22 protein-coding genes are annotated in these 20,311 nt (G+C 65.8%); 8 read left to right on the top strand and 14 right to left on the bottom strand.

The annotated features are described in order from the left end of the window. Window positions 1–23: 23 nt before the first annotated feature. Window positions 24–401 carry a EutQ-related cupin domain-containing protein gene (locus tag U1769_RS11905; RefSeq protein WP_332716048.1) on the top strand — a complete coding sequence of 126 codons (378 nt, stop codon included), beginning with the start codon at window positions 24–26 and terminating at the stop codon, window positions 399–401. After that, window positions 398–820 (top strand): ester cyclase, encoded by a 423-nt coding sequence (locus U1769_RS11900; protein ID WP_332716046.1) that lies wholly within the window; start codon window positions 398–400, stop codon window positions 818–820. Before U1769_RS11905 ends, U1769_RS11900 begins: the two co-directional genes overlap by 4 nt. A gap of 51 nt (window positions 821–871) precedes the next feature. Here the strand turns inward: U1769_RS11900 and U1769_RS11895 are convergent, their stop codons facing one another. Further along, window positions 872–1,441, bottom strand: coding sequence for a dihydrofolate reductase family protein (locus U1769_RS11895; protein ID WP_332716044.1), 570 nt, complete (start codon window positions 1,439–1,441; stop codon window positions 872–874). A gap of 211 nt (window positions 1,442–1,652) precedes the next feature. Continuing rightward, window positions 1,653–2,108 (bottom strand): MarR family winged helix-turn-helix transcriptional regulator, encoded by a 456-nt coding sequence (locus U1769_RS11890; RefSeq protein ID WP_332716042.1) that lies wholly within the window; start codon window positions 2,106–2,108, stop codon window positions 1,653–1,655. A 195-nt stretch (window positions 2,109–2,303) separates the two neighbouring features. Here U1769_RS11890 and U1769_RS11885 point away from each other — a divergent pair, with 195 nt between their 5' ends. Beyond that, the gene (locus U1769_RS11885) at window positions 2,304–2,867 is read left to right on the top strand and encodes a DUF308 domain-containing protein (protein ID WP_332716040.1); all 564 of its coding nucleotides are present in this window, start codon (window positions 2,304–2,306) and stop codon (window positions 2,865–2,867) included. Here U1769_RS11885 and U1769_RS11880 read toward each other — a convergent pair. Beyond that, window positions 2,847–3,509, bottom strand: coding sequence for an NAD(P)H-binding protein (locus tag U1769_RS11880; protein WP_332716038.1), 663 nt, complete (start codon window positions 3,507–3,509; stop codon window positions 2,847–2,849). The two genes, U1769_RS11885 and U1769_RS11880, sit on opposite strands and share 21 nt — an antisense overlap. A 45-nt stretch (window positions 3,510–3,554) precedes the next feature. Continuing rightward, window positions 3,555–4,367, bottom strand: coding sequence for an AraC family transcriptional regulator (locus U1769_RS11875; RefSeq protein WP_332716036.1), 813 nt, complete (start codon window positions 4,365–4,367; stop codon window positions 3,555–3,557). Window positions 4,368–4,505: 138 nt separating this feature from the next. Here U1769_RS11875 and U1769_RS11870 point away from each other — a divergent pair, with 138 nt between their 5' ends. Together U1769_RS11870 and U1769_RS11865 are read left to right on the top strand one after the other, a co-directional pair. Beyond that, window positions 4,506–5,213: an O-methyltransferase gene (locus U1769_RS11870; RefSeq protein ID WP_332716034.1), complete on the top strand. Its 708-nt coding sequence runs from the start codon at window positions 4,506–4,508 to the stop codon at window positions 5,211–5,213. Further along, window positions 5,213–5,959 carry a siderophore-interacting protein gene (locus U1769_RS11865; protein ID WP_332716031.1) on the top strand — a complete coding sequence of 249 codons (747 nt, stop codon included), beginning with the start codon at window positions 5,213–5,215 and terminating at the stop codon, window positions 5,957–5,959. The genes U1769_RS11870 and U1769_RS11865 overlap by 1 nt, the downstream gene beginning before the upstream one ends. Before the next feature lie 8 nt (window positions 5,960–5,967). On the opposite strand, the gene U1769_RS11860 is transcribed toward U1769_RS11865, so the two are convergent. Further along, window positions 5,968–6,984 (bottom strand): LLM class flavin-dependent oxidoreductase, encoded by a 1,017-nt coding sequence (locus U1769_RS11860; protein ID WP_332716028.1) that lies wholly within the window; start codon window positions 6,982–6,984, stop codon window positions 5,968–5,970. Between the two features lie 351 nt (window positions 6,985–7,335). On the opposite strand from U1769_RS11860, the gene U1769_RS11855 reads away from it, so the two are divergent. Then, the gene (locus U1769_RS11855; protein ID WP_332716026.1) at window positions 7,336–7,779 is read left to right on the top strand and encodes a hypothetical protein; all 444 of its coding nucleotides are present in this window, start codon (window positions 7,336–7,338) and stop codon (window positions 7,777–7,779) included. Between the two features lie 76 nt (window positions 7,780–7,855). On the opposite strand, the gene U1769_RS11850 is transcribed toward U1769_RS11855, so the two are convergent. The 8 genes from U1769_RS11850 to U1769_RS11815 all read right to left on the bottom strand — a co-directional run bounded on the left by U1769_RS11850 (window position 7,856) and on the right by U1769_RS11815 (window position 17,656). Next, window positions 7,856–8,311, bottom strand: coding sequence for a MarR family winged helix-turn-helix transcriptional regulator (locus U1769_RS11850; protein ID WP_332717543.1), 456 nt, complete (start codon window positions 8,309–8,311; stop codon window positions 7,856–7,858). 57 nt (window positions 8,312–8,368) lie between these two features. Further along, complete coding sequence (locus U1769_RS11845) at window positions 8,369–9,679, bottom strand: MFS transporter (protein ID WP_332716023.1); 1,311 nt, start codon at window positions 9,677–9,679, stop codon at window positions 8,369–8,371. 86 nt (window positions 9,680–9,765) lie between these two features. Continuing rightward, a complete protein-coding gene (locus tag U1769_RS11840; protein ID WP_332716021.1) occupies window positions 9,766–10,992 on the bottom strand; it encodes a class I SAM-dependent methyltransferase in 1,227 nt (408 codons plus the stop codon). A gap of 120 nt (window positions 10,993–11,112) precedes the next feature. Next, entirely contained in the window at window positions 11,113–12,459 is a 1,347-nt protein-coding gene (locus U1769_RS11835; RefSeq protein ID WP_332717541.1) for a GGDEF domain-containing protein, read from the bottom strand. Continuing rightward, window positions 12,459–13,271, bottom strand: a complete 813-nt coding sequence (locus tag U1769_RS11830) for an alpha/beta fold hydrolase (RefSeq protein ID WP_332716018.1) — start codon at window positions 13,269–13,271, stop codon at window positions 12,459–12,461. Before U1769_RS11830 ends, U1769_RS11835 begins: the two co-directional genes overlap by 1 nt. Before the next feature lie 111 nt (window positions 13,272–13,382). Continuing rightward, window positions 13,383–14,531 carry an alpha-hydroxy acid oxidase gene (locus U1769_RS11825; protein ID WP_332716016.1) on the bottom strand — a complete coding sequence of 383 codons (1,149 nt, stop codon included), beginning with the start codon at window positions 14,529–14,531 and terminating at the stop codon, window positions 13,383–13,385. Continuing rightward, window positions 14,516–15,196: a Fe2+-dependent dioxygenase gene (locus U1769_RS11820; RefSeq protein WP_332716013.1), complete on the bottom strand. Its 681-nt coding sequence runs from the start codon at window positions 15,194–15,196 to the stop codon at window positions 14,516–14,518. Before U1769_RS11820 ends, U1769_RS11825 begins: the two co-directional genes overlap by 16 nt. 141 nt (window positions 15,197–15,337) lie before the next feature. Then, window positions 15,338–17,656 (bottom strand): TonB-dependent receptor, encoded by a 2,319-nt coding sequence (locus U1769_RS11815; protein WP_332716010.1) that lies wholly within the window; start codon window positions 17,654–17,656, stop codon window positions 15,338–15,340. Window positions 17,657–17,792: 136 nt separating this feature from the next. On the opposite strand from U1769_RS11815, the gene U1769_RS11810 reads away from it, so the two are divergent. Further along, window positions 17,793–18,521: a hypothetical protein gene (locus U1769_RS11810; RefSeq protein WP_332716008.1), complete on the top strand. Its 729-nt coding sequence runs from the start codon at window positions 17,793–17,795 to the stop codon at window positions 18,519–18,521. On the opposite strand, the gene U1769_RS11805 is transcribed toward U1769_RS11810, so the two are convergent. Next, a complete protein-coding gene (locus U1769_RS11805) occupies window positions 18,434–19,186 on the bottom strand; it encodes an energy transducer TonB (protein WP_332716006.1) in 753 nt (250 codons plus the stop codon). The two genes, U1769_RS11810 and U1769_RS11805, sit on opposite strands and share 88 nt — an antisense overlap. Before the next feature lie 147 nt (window positions 19,187–19,333). Between U1769_RS11805 and U1769_RS11800 the strand changes: the two genes are divergently transcribed. Then, window positions 19,334–20,311 carry a DUF4198 domain-containing protein gene (locus tag U1769_RS11800; protein WP_332716003.1) on the top strand — a complete coding sequence of 326 codons (978 nt, stop codon included), beginning with the start codon at window positions 19,334–19,336 and terminating at the stop codon, window positions 20,309–20,311.

Here is a 20,311-nt window from a genome sequence, read left to right as displayed (position 1 = left end):
CGGACGTCGATCGTCGCCGCCATGTGGCGGCGCACGACGGAGGGATTGCCATGAGTGTTCGCAAGTTCGCTGTTTCCGACGCCTCGTTCGAACGTTCGCCCGGACAGGACGGGGAGGTTTTTGCCGGGAATGTGATCGACCAGCGTCACGGCGCCCCGATCACCATCGGCTTCGGCCGCTACGGGCCCAACCAGAGCATCGACGAGGCGCTCGCCGTCGACGATGTCATGGTGGTGCTCGAAGGGCGGCTTTCCGTATCGTCGAGCGCGGGTACGGTCACGGCCGGTCCAGGCGAAATCCTCCATATGCCGAAGGGCGAGGTCGTCACCATCAGCTCGCACGAGCAGGGGGCGGTCACGGCCTATGTCACCTATCCGCACTGGCAGGAGGCGCTCGAATGAGCGGGGCCGATGCGAAGGATGGAACGCTCGCGCCCGACCCTGCCGAGCGCTATCAAGCTTATATCGATTGCCTGAACCGGCAGGACTGGGCCAATTTGCCTCGGTTCGTCGCGGAGGACGTACGCTATAACGAAGAGACGATCGGGCTGTCGGGCTATCGCGCGATGTTGCAGGGCAACTATCGCGACATTCCCGATCTGCGCTTCAAGGTCGCCATTCTGGTCCATGATCAGCAGCGGGTGGCCAGTCGTCTTCAGTTCGATTGCACGCCCGTCGCGGATTTTCTAGGCATCGAGGTGAACGGCCGCAGGATCTTGTTCGCCGAAAACGTCATCTATCAATTCGGCGCGGGGAAGATCGAGGCGGTGTGGTCGGTCATCGACAAGGCTGCCATCGAGGCGCAACTGCGGAGTTCGTAAGGCGCGTCGCCATTTGCCGCCCGGCTCCCTCCGGGCGAGCCTGGACAGTCGCTATCCCTTCCTGACTTCATGGCAAAGCGCGACGAGGCCGCTCCGATATGCCTTCACCTCCTTGAGATGCAGCGGCACGTCCAGGTCCAGCCCCTCGCAGAAGCGGATGCCGTCCCCGATCAGGACCGGCGCTACGGTATAGCGGACCTCCTCCGCCAGGCCTCGGCGGAGGCATTCGCCGGCAACCGCGCCGCCGCCGACAAACCAGATATTGCGATAATTCGGCCGTAGCCTTTCGGTCACGATCTGCGCGAGATCGCCCGCGACGAACTCGACCGTCTTCCGGTTCCTCGGCAATATGCGCGTGGTCAGGACGAAGACGGGCGTGTCGCCGTACGACCATCCAAATCCCCGCGCCTCGAATTCCAGTGCCGTTTCGTATGTCCGCGATCCAAGCACATAACAGTCGATCGTCCTCAGGAACTGCGCGATATATTCGGGCTCCAGCGTTTCTCCGCCTTCGAACTCATCTGCCGTCTCGAGCCAATCGACGGCCCCATCCTTGCGGGCGATGAAACCATCGAGACTCGCGACCATGTGGATCGTCACGCGCGATTCTGTGGCGGTCATGGAGCAGGGTTCCCTTCTACAGGAGCACTCCGGCAAGCTCCCGACCGAGTTGCGAACGTCCGTTTGTGCGACCGGATTTCGCGAAAGTCCATCATCTGAAACTGCCACATCCGCTGTTCCCCGGGCAGCCAGTCGCGCTGCGCGGCCAGCGTACGGCGCTTCAGATCGCCTGTGCTGGCCCGCGGACCTGCACTCCGGCGAATACCAGCCGTCAGGCCGCCTTCGCTGCGGCGAAGGTCGCCACTGAATCGCGGAATGCCTGGACCAGGCGGTTGAGCTCGACCAGCTTTTCCACGGGCAGCCCGGCGGCGGCGAACAGTGTTTCGCCGAGGCAGTGAGTCCTTTCCTGCATGGCGATGCCGCTGGCCGTGAGCTTGACGAAGACCTGCCGCTCATCGGCCGGATTCCTGCTGCGCTCGATCAGGTTCGACTTCTCCAGCCGTTTGACCAGCGGCGTGATGGTGCTCGATTCGAGCGCCAGACGCTCCGCTATGCCGCCGATGGTTTCCTCGCCGCGTTCCCAGAGCACGTTCAGCACCAGGAACTGCGGATAGGTGATGCCGAGATCGTCGAGCAGCGGCTTGTAGGCGCGATTGACCGCCATGCTCGCGCCGTAGAGCGAGAAGCACAGCAGCTGATCGAGGGACGGCGAGTGTCGGCGAGTCATTGGTCGGGGGCCTCATAATGGCGAAATCGATAAACTCCATATCGCGATAAATTATCTCTGGACAAGGGATATCGGCGCTCCTAGGTAAATTGCATACTGCAATAAATGATACTGCAGTATGCAATTTATTTTTACCAGCCGGGGCTTGTGGCCCGGCTGCGACGGCAGGGCGTGGTGCCCTCAAGGAGATGTGAAATGTACGAATCCTCGATCCCGACTGTGTCGGACAGCTGGCTAAAGCGTTATTATTATATGCGCGCCCTTGTGGCTGGGTTGTGGGTGGCGGCCGCCTTCACCCTGGGCAGGGGCGAGCCGTGGATCGTCGGCGCGCTGCTCGTCGCTTATCCCGCCTGGGATGCGCTGGCCAATTTTGCCGACGCCCGGCAGAGTGGCGGTCTTGCTCGCAACCCGTCGCAGGTGTTCAACGTCCTGGTCAGCGGCGCGACAGCGATCGCGGTGGCCGTGGCGCTTGGCGAGGGCATGAATGCGGTTCTGGGCGTGTTCGGGGTCTGGGCCGGACTGGCCGGCATCCTGCAACTGGCAACCGCGGTACGCCGGTGGAAATCCGTCGGCGCGCAATGGGCGATGATCCTGAGCGGCGCGCAATCGGCGCTGGCCGGCGGGTTCTTCCTGAAGCAGTCGTTTGGCGCGGCGACACCGGGCATTACCGACATCGCGCCCTATGCGGCCTTTGGCGCCTTCTACTTCCTCGTCTCCGCCGTCCTGCTGACCATCTCGTCACGCCGCCGCGCCGGCTGATTCCGTCGACCGCCTCATGTCCTCGTTGTGCATGAGATGAACGCCCGGCGGGCCTGCGATCGCTCCCTCAAGCAGGGCGGCCGCGACGCTGCCTGCCGGGCTGATGCGCCACCGCCGCGGGAGCATGGGAGCCAGCATGCCGAAGAGCATGGCTGCCATGCGCTCGTCTCGGCGCGGCTGCGCGCGGGGGCCGTCGAGCACGCTCGGGCGGACGATCGTCAGCGACGGGAAGCCGAGCTTTTGCAGGTCGCGTTCCAGCTCGCCCTTGGTCCGGGTGTAGGTGAATAACGACCGGGGATTTGCACCGAGCGACGAGGTCAGCGCGAAGCGGGTCGCCCCATGGGCCCGGGCGTGACGCGCGACGGCAAGCGGGTATTCAAAATCGATCGCCCGGTAGGCTGCCGGCGCGCCGGTCGCGGCTCGCGTCGTGCCGAGCGCGCTGACGACGCCGTCGACCGACCACCAGGCGGCATCTTCCGGCATATCGGCGAAATCGAGGACGACGTTCTCCAGCTTGTCGTGAGGCGCGATCGGCCGACGAGTCAGGGCGATCACCCGGCTTACCCGTTCGTCGGCAAGCGCCTGCTGCAGGGCGAGACTTCCGACAAGGCCGGTGGCACCGGCGATCAGCAATCTGGTCATGACGTAAGTCCTCGTTATGAAGTGCCGGCGCGCGTCCCCCCGGTTCTATAACCGGCCCGAGTGCCGTTCCGCCATGTAGCGGCCTGGCGACGTGCCGAGCGCTTTCCGGAACATCGTCACGAAGCTCGGCGCGCTCTCATAGCCGAGATCGGCGGCGACTTCCTGGATCGAGGCGCCCCCGGCGAGCCATTTCACGGCGAGCACGACGGCGAGCTGCTGGCGCCAGCGGCCGAAGCTCATCCCCGTTTCGCGGCGTATCAGCCGTTCCAGGGTCCGGTCGCTCATCCCCGCGCGTTTCGCCCAGCTCTGCAGCGTGCCCCGGTCCGCCGGCGCCTCGATCATCTCGCCGAGGATCCGGCGGAGGCGAGGGTCGGTCGGCATGGGCAGATGCAGGTCCTCGACCTGCGCCGCGGCGATCTCGTCGAGCAGCGCGGCGATCAGGCGGGTGTTCGCACCGCCCTCCTCATAGAAGACGGGCAGGCTGGCCGAGCGGACCAGCAGCTCGCGCAACAGCGGGGTCACCGAAACGGCGCAACACGTCGTGGGCAGGCCCTCGCCGACCGACGGATCGACAAAGGCGTTATAGCCTTCGAGCGTGCCGGTCGCCCTGATCGCATGCAGCGCCCCGCCGGGGATCCACACGGCGCTACGCGGCGGGACGATCCACAACCCGCCATCCACCTCGCAGCTGAGCGCGCCGCTCTGCACCAGCATGATCTGGCCCTTCACGTGACGGTGGAGGTCAAGTTCGATCCCGTCGAATTCCTCCGCCACGAAACCATAAGCCACTACCGGGCGGGGTACATCGTCCGGCTCGACCCAGTCGCTCGGCTTGGAGAGCGCATTCAGGATCGGCACGAGCCGCTTCCAGAGACGGGATTGGCGGGATCGAATAACATTATGTCTGTCCTTCGTAATGACGCCATCACCATGCTCCCCTATTCGATCGCCACGCACCAGTCGAGGCCCGGGCCTTGGCGATCGGAAGGGAATGTCGTGAACACACTCAGCCGCGGTCTCGTCGCCCAAGTCCTGGATGGGCTGCACCGGGAAGCCGAGGCCACAGACCGGGAGGCGATGAGCGCGCTCGCCGAGGTCATGGACGGTCCCGCCGAAGCGGTGGACAAGATGGTGGCTGACATGCTCGCCGAGGAACGGGCGGATTATCGCGCGGTCTATCGAGGCTACGCCGACAATTTCCTGGCGATCTCCCCTGGCTATGGCCGGTTCCTCTACATGATGGCACGGGCGCGCAATGCGACCCGGATCGTTGAGTTCGGCACGTCGATGGGAGTTTCGACCATCTATCTCGCCGCCGCGCTCCGGGACAATGGCGGTGGCCAGCTGATCGGCAGCGAGCTCGAACCAGCCAAGGTGGCGCGGGCGCGCGCCAATCTTGCTGCGGCAGGCCTGGCTGACCTGGTGGAAATTCGCGAAGGCGATGCACTCGAAACGCTCAAGGATTTAGGCGCGGATATGAGTGGCGAGGTCGACCTGCTGCTGATCGATGGCGCCTTCTCGCTGTACCTGCCAGTTCTGAAGCTGGTCGAGCCCTGGTTCGGGACCGGCGCGGTGATCCTCGGTGAGAACGCCTTCGCGCCAGAATATCTCGATTATGTCCGAAATCCCGCGAACCTCTATCTCTCGCAGTCGCTCCCCCTTGATGAGGGCCGGGGCAACGAATTCACCGTAAGGATCGCATGATGCTCCCGATGGAATCGCCGGAACGCCCGGCAACCGAGGTGCCGGGCCGGCTGAGCCGGGCGCTGCTACGCCTGCTGATGCGGCGGGCGACCGTGATCGCCGTCGAGCGGCTCGCTGGTCGCTTCCGGCTGATCACGCTCGAAGGCCCGGCGCTCGAAGGCGTCGCCTGGGTGCCTGGACAGAAGATCCAGATCGCGATGGGCTCCGCCTTCGTCGCGCGGACATACACGCCGATCGAGTGGAATGCTTCGGCAGGGCGGGCGTGCATCCTCGGCTATGAGCATGGCGACGGACCGGGCAGCCGGTGGGTGCGCGGCGTCGAGCGGGGCGACGCATGCGACATCTTCGGCCCGCGCGCCTCGCTTGACGCCAGTCGCACCAATGGACCGCTTGCCGTGTTCGGCGATGAGACCTCGATCGGGCTCGCTTATGCCCTTGCCCGGCAGGAGCCAAACCGGCCCGTCACCTGCGTGTTCGAGGTGGGGGACGTGGAGAGTGCGCGGCAGGTCGCCATGCAACTAGGGCTGGGCGAGGCATTACTGCTCGCACGGGAAGATGGCGATGCGCACCTCGCGGCGATGGAGGCAGCGATCCCTGCGCTCGTCGCGACCGGTGCCTCCTTCGTGCTGACCGGCAAGGCCGGTACCATCCAACCGTTGCGGCAAAGCCTGAAGCGACACGCCGTCCCTTCGACCCGCATCCTCACCAAAGCCTATTGGGCGCCCGGAAAAACCGGGCTGGACTGAGGCGTGCCCTAGCGCCAGCCGAGAGCGGGTGCGACGTGGGTGAGGATGCTGTCCATCACATGTGCGTTATAGTCGACGCCGAGCTGGTTCGGCACGGTCAGCAACAGCGTGTCGGCCTCGGCGATGGCCTCGTCAGCCCGCAACTCTTCGATCAGGCGCTCCGGCTCGGCCGCGTAGGAACGGCCGAACACCGCGCGCATATTGTCGATCATCCCGATCTGGTCGCTGCTGCCGTCGCGGCCGAAATAGGCGCGGTCCTGGTCGTTCATCAGCGCGAAGACCGAGCGCGAGACTGACACACGCGGTGCGCGTGCGTGGCCGGCCGCAGTCCAGGCGTCGCGATAGGCCCGGATCTGCTTTGCCTGCTGGACATGGAACGGTTCGCCAGACTCGTCGGCCTTCAGCGTAGAACTCTGTAGGTTCATGCCCATTTGCGCCGCCCAGACTGCGGTGGCGTTCGACCCCGACCCCCACCAGATGCGGTCGCGCAGGCCGGGAGAGTGCGGCTCGAGACGAAGCAGGCCGGGCGGGTTTGGGAACATCGGGCGGGGGCTGGGCTGGGCAAAGCCATCGCCCTTCAGCAGATCGAGAAACACCTCGGCATGGCGGCGGCCCATATCCGCATCGCTTTCGCCCGCCGCTGGTGCATAGCCGAAATGGCGCCAGCCATCGATCACCTGCTCGGGCGAGCCGCGGCTGATCCCCAGCTGAAGCCGCCCGCCGGCGATCAGGTCGGCCGAGCCGGCATCCTCGACCATGTAGAACGGATTTTCGTAGCGCATGTCGATCACGCCAGTCCCGATCTCGATGCGGCTGGTGCGCGCACCTACCGCGGCCAGCAGAGGGAAGGGGGAGGCGAGCTGCTGCGCGAAATGATGCACGCGGAAATAGGCGCCGTCAGCGCCAAGCTCCTCCGCCGCGACCGCGAGATCGATCGACTGCAGCAGGACATCGCTCGCCGAACGGGTCGCCGAATGATGCGAGGCGGACCAATGCCCGAACGAGAGGAAACCAATTTTTTTCATGCCGATGTTCCGCCTAATGCCAATGGATTGAACTGGCGTCCCGTTGCCCGCACCACAAGGCGCTCATGCGAACTTCATGGTTTACCGATTGTGGCTCGTTCGGGGTGCCGGCGATGTCCGGCAAGCGAGTCACAATTATCCTTCCTGCCGTGCAGCCGAAGCTGATATGCGCGACGATCTGGAGGCTGGATGGAAATTGGTAGAGTCAGGCTTCGACTCGGTGCGGTCGTCATCTTCGCCGTCCCGCTTGTTGCTGCCTCGACGGCACCGGGTGTCGTGGACATCCCCGGGCCAATCCGCTCCGTCCCGGCGCCGGGTGCTTCGGGAGGGCGCATTTTCTATCGACCGCATATGTCTTCCGACGGCGGGCAGGCGAGTCCGGTGTTCTACGACGACGGGCATGGCCGCGTGCAGCAGATCGCGACCCTGACGCGCAGCATGCGGATCGGCTGGTCGCCGGACGGAAAGCGCGCGTTTCTGCAAGACAATTGGGGGAGCAATATTGCTGACTGCTACGCCCTGACCAGCGGACCGGGCGGCGTCAGCGGTCTGAGCCTGCTGAAGCTGGCGCAACGGACAGCCGGGCATCCGGCCGGCGCGGAGAGGCCTGGGCAGGCGCATTATTATGTACATTGCGATCACTGGCGCTCGCCGGGCCAGATCGTCGGCGTGGTCAGCGGTCACACCGATGCAAAGCCATCGCGCCACTTCGTCTATCGCTTCACCTATGATGCGCGCGCACGCCGTATCGCGTGGCACGGTTCTGAAGCGGCCCAGACCTTCCCGCGCGATTGATTGCCAGACGCCCGCACTTCCGCGTTCGAGAGCAGCCACGGCACCCAATAGGCCGTTGGAGTCAGCTCGATCCGCCCTAGCGGTCGCGCGCTTCGATTCGGGTGAGCAGGGCGATCAGGGTGCGGCGTTCGGCGGGGGTGAAACCGGCGAGCATGCGTTGTTCGTGCTTTTCGATCAGGACGAGGCAATCCTTGAGCATCGCTTCGCCCGCGGGTGTCAGGTTGAGCGCGAAGGCGCGGCGATCGTAGCTGGCGGTCTGGCGATCGATCAGCCCGGCATCGACCAGCTGGTTGATCAGCGACACCATGTTGGCGCGCTGGATGCCGAGCGAGCGGCCGACCTCGCCCTGGTTGATATCCGGATTGGCGCCGACCACCGAGAGGATGCCGAACAGCACCTGGCGCATGCCGGTGCCCTCGATCGCGCGGACGAAATCGTTCGAGAAGGCGCTCGAGGCGCGGCGCAGATGATAGCCGGCGAGCCCTTCGAGCACGCCGAGCGGCGCTTCCGGATTATCCATGGGTACGGCCATTGCGGTCAATCACGGTCTCCTGCTTTGTCCGGGGCATAAGGGGCGCCGCGCGGCGCTTCAAGCTGCGGTAGCCGGGGTCCGGCGGCGCAGCACGAGCAGCGCCACCGCGCCAATCAGCGAACCCATCGCCATCAGCACCGCCACGGTCGCCAGGCCAAAGCCCGCGGCGAACAGGAAACCGGCCAGCGCGGGGGCGAGCGCCGATCCGCCGCGGCCAAGGCCGATCACGAATCCGGTAGCGGTAGCGCGCAGCGAAGTCGGGAAGGACTGGGCGACCAGCGCGTAGAGCCCGACCACGCCGGCATTGGTGACGAAGCCGGCCAGCGCCGCCACCGCCGACAGGCCGTTCAGGCCCGATTGAGGCTGGCCGAAGGCGATGACGAAAGCGGACGACAGCAGCATCGCGACGATGGTGAGCGTCAGCAGCCGGACACGCGCGGTGAGCAGGCCGAGGATCAGCGATCCGCTGGCGCCGCCCAGGCTCGCCCAGACCAGCACGCCGGCTGCGGCGGAGGGCGCGAAGCCCATGTCGACGACGATCTTCGGGATCCATTTCAGGATGAAATAGAAGGTCATGATATGGGTGAGATAGGCGAGCGTGAGCAGGATCGTGATGCGCGCCAGGGCAGGTGAGAACAGGGCTGATACAGGCAGGGCAGGCGGCTCGTCGGCGACCGGCGGCAAGGCCTCGACGGGTTGATGACCCATGCGGGTGAGCGTGCGGTTGATCCGTTGGAGCGCGTCGGCGGGGCGGCGCTGCATCAGGAACGCGATCGATTCCGGCGCGCGCCACAGGACGATGGGGATGAAGCAGAGCGTCACGATGCCGCCGAACACGAACACCGCCGGCCAGTCATAGGAGCGTAGCAGCACGGCCGAGACCGAGCCGCCGATGACGGTACCGATCGGGTAGCCGCCCGCCATCAGGACGATGCTGAGCGGTCGTCGCGCGGCGCTCGACACCTCGGCGACGGCCGCGTTGGTCGCCGCCAGCATGCCGCCGATGCCGAGCCCGGTGAACAGTCGCCAGCCGGACAGGCTGACCACGTCATGCGCGGTGGCGGCGCCGAACATGCCGGCCGACATCACCACAAGGCAGGAGAGGATCATCGCGCGGCGCCCGATCCGATCGGTGACGCGGCCGAGGATCAGCGATCCGGCGGCCATGCCGATGAGTTCCATCGACAAGACCAGGCCAAGCGCGGCGCGATCGACGCCCCATGCTTTGGCGATGCCCGGCGAGGCGAAGCTGATCGATAGGACGTCGAACCCGTCGAGCGCGTTCAGCCCGACCATGATCGCGACGACGGTCCACTGGAAGGACGACATGCGTTCGCGGTCGAGTATGGTGCGCGGATCGGTCGCCATGTCATCCCCTCTTCTTGCTTGTCCGGACGGTGACGGATTTTGCTATGTTATGCAACAATCACGAACCGGCGCCTGAAGCCTGATCGTCAGGCGTCCCGCAAAGCCCGCTCGCCTTCGAACATATAGTCGCGGGTCAGCGGTAGCGCGTGGCGACTGCGGGCCAGCTGTACCTGATAATTGACCATCCCGCCGGTACGGAATGCCGCCGCCGCGCCGGCCAGGTAGAAGGTCCACATGCGGTAGAAGCGCTCGTCATATAGTGCGACGATGGCGTCTTTCGCCGCCACCGTGCGATCATACCATTGGTCGATCGTCAGGGCATAATGCACGCGCAGTACCTCGACATCGGTCGGGATGAGTTTGCTCCCCTCATAGCCGCGGGCGATTTCCGACAGGGCCGGGTTATAGCCGCCGGGGAAGATATATTTGGTGGTAAAGCTGTCGGTGACGCCGGGGCCACCCATGCGCCCGATCGTGTGGAGCAGCATCACGCCGTCTTCGCTGAGCAGGTTGCGGCATTGCCGGAAGAAGGTCTTGTAGTGGGCCGGGCCGACATGTTCGAACATGCCGACCGAGACGATCCGGTCGAAGGTGCCGGTGACATGGCGATAATCGATCAGCTCGAACTTCACCTTGTCGGCGACGCCGGCCTCTTCGGCACGGCGGCGGGCGACCTTGAGCTGCTCCTCCGACAGAGTGACGCCGAGCACTTCGGCCCCGGTCTTCTGGTGCAGGTACAGCGCCATGCCGCCCCAGCCACAGCCGATGTCGAGCACTTTCATGCCCGGCTTCAGCGCGAGCTTGGCCGCGATATGCGCCTTCTTGTCGGACTGAGCCTGTTCCAGGCTGTTGGCGGGATCGGTGAAATAGGCGCAGCTATATTGCCGATCGGCGTCGAGGAAGAGATCGTAGAGCCGGTCGCTGAGATCGTAATGATGCGCGACGTTGCGCTTCGAGCGGCGCGCCATGTTGACCCGATCGACGCGGTGGACGACCTGCTTGAGCAGCTTGATCGGTAGGGCAGGCTTCAGGCCGCCGCCGCTTCCCCATTGATTATTGCCTTTCAGCAGCTTGACGAGATCGCGGATGTCGCCCTGATCGATGATCAGACTGCCGTCCATGAATGCTTCGGCCGCGCCCAGGGCGGGATGACGCACGATCCGCCCCGCGACGCCCCGATCGGCGAAGCGGAGGGCGACCGACGGAAAATCGGGATCCGGGCTGCCGAATATGCTGGTGGAACCGTCCGCATGGGTGACGGTGAGCTGTCCGCGCTTGACGGAACGGGCGAGGAAACGATCGATGAGCGCCATGGCGGCGTTGCTACGACACCGGCTCGCTCGGCGCCAGACCAGTGATGGCCGTATCCCTCGCCATATTCGTCCGTGCCGCCTGCACCGGCTTATATCGCGCTCCCGGCCCGAGCGGGCCGTTCACGCGACGGGCGTGACGCCATCGAAGGTGACGCGGGCGCGGCCATTGCGCTTGGAATAATATAAGGCGGCATCGGCGCGGGCGAGCAGGGCATCGAGCGTGTCGGAGTCGGTGGTGGCGGCGCCGCCAATGCTGGCGCGCACTTCGATCGACGTTGCTCCAGCGAGGACCGGCGTATCGGCGATCGTCGTGCAGAGCCGCCGCGCGATCAGGAGGGCTTTGTCCGGGGAGGTGGCCGGCAACAACACGCCGAACTCCTCGCCACCCAGCCGCGCGATCAGGTCGCGCGGGCCCAGCGCATCGGCACAGCGTCCGGCGATGACGCGCAGCACCTCGTCTCCCGCGGGGTGGCCGAAGCCATCGTTGATCGCCTTGAAATGATCGATGTCGATCATCAGCAGCGACAGCGGATCGCCGCTCAGCCGCGCCGCCTCGATCGCGGCGCGGGCGCGCTCCTCGAAATGGCGGCGGTTGGCGATGCCGGTCAGCGCGTCCGACGTCGCCAGCGTGCGCAGGGCAGCTTCGCTGCGGCGTTCGGCGGTGACGTCGTGGAACAGCCAGATCCGGCCGTTACGGCCATCGCCGCGGATCGGATGGGTATCGACCTCGAACTGGCGGCTGCCCAGATCCCAGATCGTCGCTGCCGCATAATCGACATCGGCGATCAGGGCGAGGAACATTGCCTCGAGCTCTTCGCGATTGACGCAGGCGGCGCGCAGTTCCCGCATAGGGGCAACCAGCTCGCTGACCGGATGGCTGCCAGGCGGAACGCCGAGCAGGGCCCCCGCGCGTTCGTTGACGAGCCCACTGCGGCTGTCGCCCTCGATCAGCACGATCCCTGTCGGCACGCTTTCGAGCAGATCGTGAAAACGATCCTGGATCAGCTGACGCCGGACGCCGGCGCGGCGTTCCCCGAGCATATGGCTGAAGGCTCCGGCGAGCATCGGCACGCCGGCCCGGACGTCGCTGCTGAAGGCGCAATCGCAGGCGCGGGCACCATTGGCACCCCATAGCAGGATCAGGCCGCTGCGCGGTGCGTCCTCGACCGGGGTGGCGACGAACAGGCAGCGTTGTGCCGGGCGGCCGAGCGCATGCAGCAGGATGCTGGGCAGGCGCAAGGTGTCGGCATCGCGCGGTGCGCCGTCCGACCAGTCGAGCTCGAAGATCCGGCTCGAACGCAGATGGAAGGCATCGGAGATCGTCGCCGGCGCGGCCGCCAGCGGCGTCGCGAGGCCGTCCGCCGTAGCTTCGAACGCCACTATCAGGTCCGCGCCCGCTGCCATCAGCGCGAAATGGGTGAGGGCGTGGAGGCCACCCAGCCCTTCGCGAAAGGCCGGCGGCGCCATCACGTCGCGGGCCCGCCGGTGAGCCGCCGTTCGAGCACGCGGAGCACTTCGGCCGATGCGGTGACATGGGGAAGATGGCCCACGGCCTCGATAATGTCGAGCGTCGAGCGATCGATCGCGCGGTGCAGCCAGTTCGCCGTCGCGATCGGCACGGCGACATCTTGCGTCGTCTGGACGAGGTGAGTCGGCCGTTCGAGTTGGGCCGCGACCGAGCGCAGATCGGATTCGAAGATGGTTCGGGCAGTGGCGAGTGCGATGTCCGGCCGCATCTGCCCCATCGTCCGCGCGAAATCCTCGATCGCGGCGGCATCCGGCACACCGACGACCGCCTGGGCATAGCCCGCTGCCCAGGCCTGGAAATTGGCGGCCATCGCGTCATACACGGCGCCGACATCGGCCTGCTCGAAGCCACCGACATAGCCGCCGTCGTTGAGATAGCGCGGCGATGCGCCGATCATCACGATCTGGTGAAAGGGCTCTGGCCGGGTGCTGGCCGCGGCGGCGCCGACCATCCCGCTCACCGAATGGCCGACATAGATGCAGTCGTCGATACCCAGTTCGTCGATGATGTCGAAGAGGTCATCGGCATAGCCGAAGATCGAGCCATGGCGCTGGAAATCATAGCTGTGTGCGCCATCCGGTCCGCAGCCGGCCAGATCGAACGACACCACCCTGAAATGCGTGTCGAGCCATGGGCGAATTCCGGCCCAGGCGTCCTGATCGGTGCCGAAGCCGTGCGACAGGATCAGGGTCCGGTCGCCATGCCCGCTGATCCTGCCGTGAAGCTCTTCGAACCGAGTCAATTTACGCACCTTTTACCATATTGCCCGGCGCGCGTAGCAGCTTTTGGGTCCCGTCGCCGCCCTGATTATCCGGCCGGGCGAACGCCGGCACCTTGTCCGGCCCGGCCGTCACTCCTGTCCTCAGCTGCGGCAAAACAGGACGCTGCGTCCAACATCGGCCACGGTGCGGCAGCCAAGCTGCGCCATGGCGAGCTCGAGCTCGGCGCGGAGGATGTGCGCGATATGCGCCACCCCGGGCATGCCGGCAACCGCCAGACCATGCATTTGCGGCCGGCCGATCAGGACAGCCGACGCGCCGAGGGCGAGCGCCTTGACGATATCGGTGCCGGAGCGGACGCCGCCGTCGAGCAGCAGGGGCACCTGGCCCATCACGGCGTCGACGATGTCCGGCATTACGTCGAGTGCGGAGGGCAGGCCGTCGAGTACCCGCCCGCCATGATTCGAGACGATCAGGCCATCCACCCCCGCTGCGACCGCGCGGCGCGCGTCCTCGGCCGCGAGCACGCCTTTTACGACCAGCGGCAGGCTGGTGCGTGTCCGCAACCAGGCAAGATCATCCCAGCCCGGCGCGGCATCGGCGAGCGGCGTGCCGAACAGGATCCGGCCTTGCGGCGCGCTCGTCTGGCGCAGGCGCGGCATACCGCGCAGATTGGCCGCATCGATTCCTGGCGGCAGGATGAAGTCCGATCGCTTGATCGATGCATCGACGGTGAGCACGATCGCCTCATAGCCGGCAGCTTCTGCGCGGCTGACCAGCTCTGCGCTCCACCCGCGGTCCTCCTGCAGATAGAGCTGGAACCAGATCGGCGCGGGGGCGCTACCCAGTTCCTCCGCGGCGTTTCGGCCGGCCGTGACGATATCCTCGAGCGGCACGCTGGAGAGGGTGCTGACGACCGTTCCCACCGCCATCGCCATCGCTGCGCGCACTACGGCCAGCTCGCCCTCTGGATGGGCGAGCCGCTGATAGGCGAGGGGGGCGAGCAGGATCGGCGCTTCGTGCCGGCGCCCGAACAGCTCGATCGCCGTAGTCCCGCCCTGCAGGTCCTGCAGCATGCGCGGCAGCAGGCGAATGCGGTCGAAGGCCGCGCGATTGTCGGCCAGGGTAATATTGCCGCCGGCACCGCTCTGGAGGTGCTCCCAGCTGTCGGCGGGCATGTGGCGCGCCGCCTGACGCTCGTAATCGTCGAGCGTCTGCAGGCCGGCCGGAATCGCTGCGAAGGGTGGCAATGGGGCGCCGTCCGGTGCCGGCGGGTTCAGGTGGTCGACCATAAGCGCAGCAGATTGTGATAGGTGCCGGTGAAGGTGTCGATCGATTCATGCTCGGGATGATCGGTGCTCAGTCGCTGGATCGCGCTGTCGAGCTCGAACAGCAACCGGCGCTGCTGGTCGCCCTGCACCAGGCTCTGAGTCCAGAAGAAGGAGGCGAAGCGCGTGCCGCGGGTGACGGGCGTCACGCGGTGCAGGCTGCTGCCCGGATAGACCACCATGTCGCCGGCGGGCAGCTTCACACGGTGATCGCCGAACGTATCTTCGACGATCAGTTCGCCGCCGTCATACTCTTCGGGATCGCTGAAGAAGATCGTGGTGGAGACATCGGTCCGCACCCGCACTGGCGTGCCCGGGACCGGAAAGATTGCGCCGTCGACATGCGCGCCATAGGTCCCGCCGCCTTCATAACGGTTGAACCGGGGCGGCAGCACCTTGAGCGGCAGCGTCGCGGCGATGAACAACGGGTTCGCCGCAAGTTTTTCGAGGATCACATCGCCAAGCGACCGGGCCAGCGGGTTGTCCGCCGCGAGCTGGAAATTCTGCTTCACCTGGGCCGCGCGGTGGCCGGCTGTGCGGCGCCCGTCCTCCCAGTCGGCCGCTTCGAGCCGCCGTCGCGCGTCCCGCACTTCCTCCGCGGTGAACAGGCCAGGGATGTGGAGCAGCATTGGGATCCTCGCACGGGCTCGGGGGGGGAATGTCGTCGTTGCCCGTAGGCCAACGCATCCCGCCGCGATTGACCGGTGTCAAAGGGAAACGGGCGGCGAGCCCAGGTTCGCCGCCCGCTCACCGTCTTTTTCCGGAAACGGTCAGAAGCGGTAGTTCACCGACAGCACCGCCGCGCGGGCATCGCCGGGCGTGGCCCAGCCATTGTTGCGGATGCGGGTGTAATAATCCTTGTCGGTGAGGTTCTTCACGTTGACCTGAGCAGTCAGGTTCGACGTGATGTCATAGGCCACATACGCGTTGTGCACCCAATAGGCATGCGAACGCAGGATGTTCACGTTCGTCGCCGCGAAGGCAAAGCTGCCCTGATAGGTCACGCCATAGCCAAGACGCAGCCCGAACGGCAGCGCATAGGTGGTGAACAGGCTGCCCGAATGCTTCGGGGTGTTGGCCAGTCGCGCGCCTGCCAGCGGATCTACGCAACCGCACCCGTCCGGCACGGACTGGATCAACTTACTGTCGAGATAGGTGTAGTTGGCGGTGATCGACCAGGCCGGGGTGATCTTGCCGACTGCGCTAAGCGCAACGCCATCAACGCGCGAATGGCCGTCAAGCTGCTGTGACGGGATCAGGGGATCGCCGGAATCCACCCGGTAGGAGTCGCGTTCATTGCGGAACACTGCGGCGCTCAGCAATACGCCCTCAGCCAGTTCCGCCTTGGCGCCGATCTCGTAAGTCTTGGCGCCCTCAGGTTTGACGTTGCAGTTGGTCGTCGCATTGCACGAGCCGTTGACTGAACTCTGCGACGGCGTCTTCGAATTGCCGAAAGCGACATAGAGGCTGACTGCCTCGACCGGCTTGTAGAGCAGGCCGACACGATAGGAGAATAGTTTCGCGTCGTTCTCCGTCCGCGTCTGGGTCGTCAGTCCGTTGAGGTTCGAGGCGCTGTTCGATTCCCAGCGGACGCCGCCGGTCAACTCGATCTTGCCCAGCTTCATGGTATCGAACAGATAGAGCGCGTAATTGGTGACCTCGCCCACCTGGCGCCCAGTCGCGGTCAGGTTCACCGGGCCGGTATAGACGTTGCTGCCATAGGTGAAGCCCGCGGGGAGCGCGGGACCGGTGACGACCTCATCGGGGTTCGCGATGTTGACCAGCGGGTAGCGCGTGTAGAAGGCCGTGCCGTCGGGATTGCGCAACGCATTGCCGCTGACGAGGGTATATTTCTCCCACGAGGCCGAGCCGCCGAGGACCAGCGTATGCTCGATCGCGCCGGTGTTGAACGCTGCGCGCAAATCGATCTGATCGTACATCAGTTCGTTCTTCGAATCGCGGTAATTGCCGCGGGGGCCGCCGATATAATAATAGCCATTCGGTACGGTGAAGCTTCCGAACCCGGGCACTGTGACGGTACAGGCGGCTCCTGCCGGCGTGACGCCGGAAGCGAGGCAATAGGTGCCCTGAGGCGGCCCAACCACGCTCAGCTGAGTCACGCTCTGCCAGCGGGCGAGGTTGCGGATCGAAACGGTGTCGCTGAATTCATGCTCGGCGATAGCGGTCGCCTGATCGACCGTGATGTCCTGCCGATCGACGTTGCGATACCCGAAATAGGCGCCGCGATCGACGCCGGGCACGGGGCCGGACGTGGTCGCGTTGGTATAATAAGGCACGCCATATTGCGGGATGTTGTTGTCTTCCTGGTGCAGATACTGAAGCGTCAGCTTCGTCGGCCCTTCGATACCGATCGTCACTGACGGCGCGACGCCCCAGCGTTCGTTCTTCTCGACGTCGCGGCCCGGAATGCCGTTCTTGTGGCCCATCGCGTTGAGGCGCACGGCTATCAGATCATTGACGCGCAGATTGGCATCGACGGTACCGCGATAATAATCGTCGGTGCCGATGCCGGCGCTGACGACCGTGCGCGTCTCCGCCAGCGGGCGCTTGGTGACGATGTTGATCGAGCCGCCGACCGAACCGGCGCCGGTGGTCACCGAATTTGCGCCGTTCGTGACTTCGAGTTGCTCGAGGTTGAATGAATCCGACCGGCTATAGGCCGCGCTGTCGCGGACCCCGTCCTGAGTGATGTCGTTGGTTGCCGAATAGCCGCGGAAGTTGATCTGATCGCTTGGCGGGGTGCCGCCTTCAGCTGCGCCAAAGGTGATGCCCGGCACGGTCGAAAGCATGTCGCGCAAGGTCAGCAGATTCTGCTGCTCGACCGTTTCGGCGGTGATGATCGTCACGGTCTGCGGTGTATCGCGAACCGGCCGCGTCGCCTTGGGCGATTCCTGCCGCTTGCCCTTTTCCTCGACGATCACACTTTCGGTTACCGTCACGCCGCCCAGCGCCTGCTGGTCTTCCTGTGCCGCCGCGGGCGTGATGCCGATCGGGGAAAGCAGCGACCCCACGCAGGAGGCTGCAAGAAAGGCCTGCGCCGTGGCGCGGCGCTTGTTCGGTAACGTCATGATGTCCCCCTGGGCTCCGGATTACGATGCGGAGCCGCTATTGCGAATCATTATCGTCGTCAACTAAGAATGACACTCAATAGCTGGAATCGAGCGGGCTTCGGTAATGACCATAAGTTTGCGCGCATGCCGATTGTTGACGCGATCACAGCGCGAGACGCTCGATCTGATCCGAAACGCCTCGATTAAGGAGGCCGGCGCTTCCGCCGCAACGCCGCCGGAAGCTGGCCAGGGATCGTTCGCCCATCTGGCGGGCGCCTGCCGTGCTGGACGGATCGTTCTGAACGTCCCGCCCTGCCGCTATGTCACGTCCGGCGAAACGCTGGTGCTGGCCGCACTGGCGGCCCTGCAGCGGCCGGCGCTCGGCGTACACCTGGCGGACGCGCCCCTTCGCGAGCCGCTCGCGGCGTGCGCGGGCAATCTGGCCGCATGCGGGATCCTCCTGCCGCTTCAGGCGATGGCTTGGACATTGCTGGTCGAGCAGGGCTGGGCGAGCGCTCGGAAGTGCGGCAGGGGCCCGAGCGTGACCGATCGCCGGCGTGCCGCGATGGTCGAGCCGCCGCGGTCGCCGAAATGCGGCAGCTTGCGGCACCGGGCCGTTGCCTTCGCCGTCGGGCGATCCACGGTCACTACGGCCGAGTTCGGCGATATCGGCATATCGCGTCAGACGCTCAGCCTGATCTGCGCGGAGGGCTTGCTCGAGCGGACCGGACTTGGCCGGTATCGCCTGGCTGCAGCCCTTGACGCCCACCCGTTGTCTCGCGGCCAGTCGGGCGATCAAGTCCGGAGCACGAAGGGTATGCTGACCAGCCCTTTCACCAGCACCGGATTGCCGTTCCGCACCATCGGCGACCAGCGCCAGTGACGCACTGCACCCAAGGCAGCGCGATCGAGACGGACAAACCCGCTGCTCTTGGCGATCGATACGTCGGCGACGCTGCCATCCAACCCTAGCATTACCGACAGCGTCACGATGCCCTGTTCCCGGAGCCGCCGGGATTCGATCGGGTAGCGCGGCGGTGTTGCCGAAACCATCGTGGCTGAAAGGTCGCCGGCGTTCGTCGGGCCGGAGGCCGGGCGGGCGGGTGCGGGCGCGACATCCGGCCCGTCACGCTCGATCGGGGCGGGCGGAATATCGGCGACCGTGAGCGTTGTTGTGGACGGCGGAGGCGCGATGACGGGCGGCGGGGCATCGACCAGGTCGACTGGCGCGGCGCGCGGCGCAGGCTTGACGCTCGGTGCCGGCGGCGGCGGTGGGGGCGGGGGCTGGAGATTCGCCACCTCGATCAGCGTGAGACGTTGCTCCACCCGGTGTGCCGGGGCCCGGCCGATGAACAGGAAGGAGCCGAACGCGCAGGCGACGAGGGTCAGCGAAGCAGTTGCGGCCAGCGGGTCCACCCGCCGGCGCTTGCCGTAGATGGTCCGGCTCGCGGCGGGCATCCAGATATCCGGCCGCAGTGCCGCCGAGAGGAATTCGGGCGGGTCGATCGTTCGGCTCGGCATGCGTACCAGGGCGATTTGGGCGTTCATCACCGATCCAATCTGATGGCGTGCGATTCGGTGACGCTTCGATATGACTCTTGCGAATGAGTTGCAATATATGCAAACATCCGAATGTCGAATCCACTTACGTCAGCGTCATCGGCGCGACATCTTCTCCCCCTGAAAGGATGATCCATGCGCCTGCGCTCCTTTTGCCTGATGACCACGGCAACGGCCCTGGCGCTTGCCGCCCCCGCCTGGGCGCATCGTCAGTGGCTGCTGCCGTCGACGACGATCACCTCCGGACCGGACGATTGGGTGACGGTCGATGCCGCGGTGTCGAACGACCTGTTCTATCCGGATCATTTCCCGATGCGGCTCGAAGGCGTGAAGGTGTGGGCGCCGGACGGTACGCCGTCGGTGCTTCAGCATGCCGGCACCGGCCGCTACCGTTCGACCTTCGACGTCCGCCTCGACAAACCCGGCACGTGGAAGATCGGCACCGCGAACTCCGGTATCTCGGGCAGCTTCATGGTGGACGGGCAGGAGTGGCGGCTCGGCGGCCGTGGGGGCCCCCCCGGCGGTGGTGGTCCTGGCGGAGGCCCCGGTGGGCCGGGCGCGGCAGGTGAAGAAGAAGCGGCCCCGGGTGGCGCCGGCGGTCCTGGCATGGGCAATCAGGCCGGTGGGCCTGGCGGACCCGGTGGGCCAGCCGGGCCCCGGCCCCGGCGCCCCAGCGTTGCCACGGTCGCGGATATTCCCGCCAATGCAACCGACGTGAAGCTGACGGAATCGTCAGGCCGCAACGAGATTTTCGTGACCAACGGCGCCCCGACCACCACGGTGTTCAAGCCCACCGGCAAGGGCCTGGAATTCTCGCCGATCACGCATCCCGACGAGCTGGTGACGGACGAAGTGGCCCGCTTCGCGTTCCTGGTCGATGGCAAGCCGGCAGCGAACCTGAAGGTGATCCTGATCCCCGGCGGCAAGCGCTACCGCGATGACGAGGGCGCGATCGAACTGACGACCGGCGCCGACGGCATCGTCTCCGTCAAATGGCCGATGGCCGGGATGTACTGGTTGAATACCAGCCTGACGGACACGCATCCGGAGTCGCCACGCGCGACTCAGCGCCGGATGAGCTACACGGCGACGCTGGAGGTGATGGCGCCCTGA

The sequence above is a fragment of the Parasphingomonas zepuensis genome (assembly GCF_036663735.1).
Lineage (GTDB): Bacteria > Pseudomonadota > Alphaproteobacteria > Sphingomonadales > Sphingomonadaceae > Sphingomonas.
The sequence above is the reverse complement of the archived record's forward strand: the minus strand, read 5'-3'. Positions and strand labels throughout refer to the sequence as shown.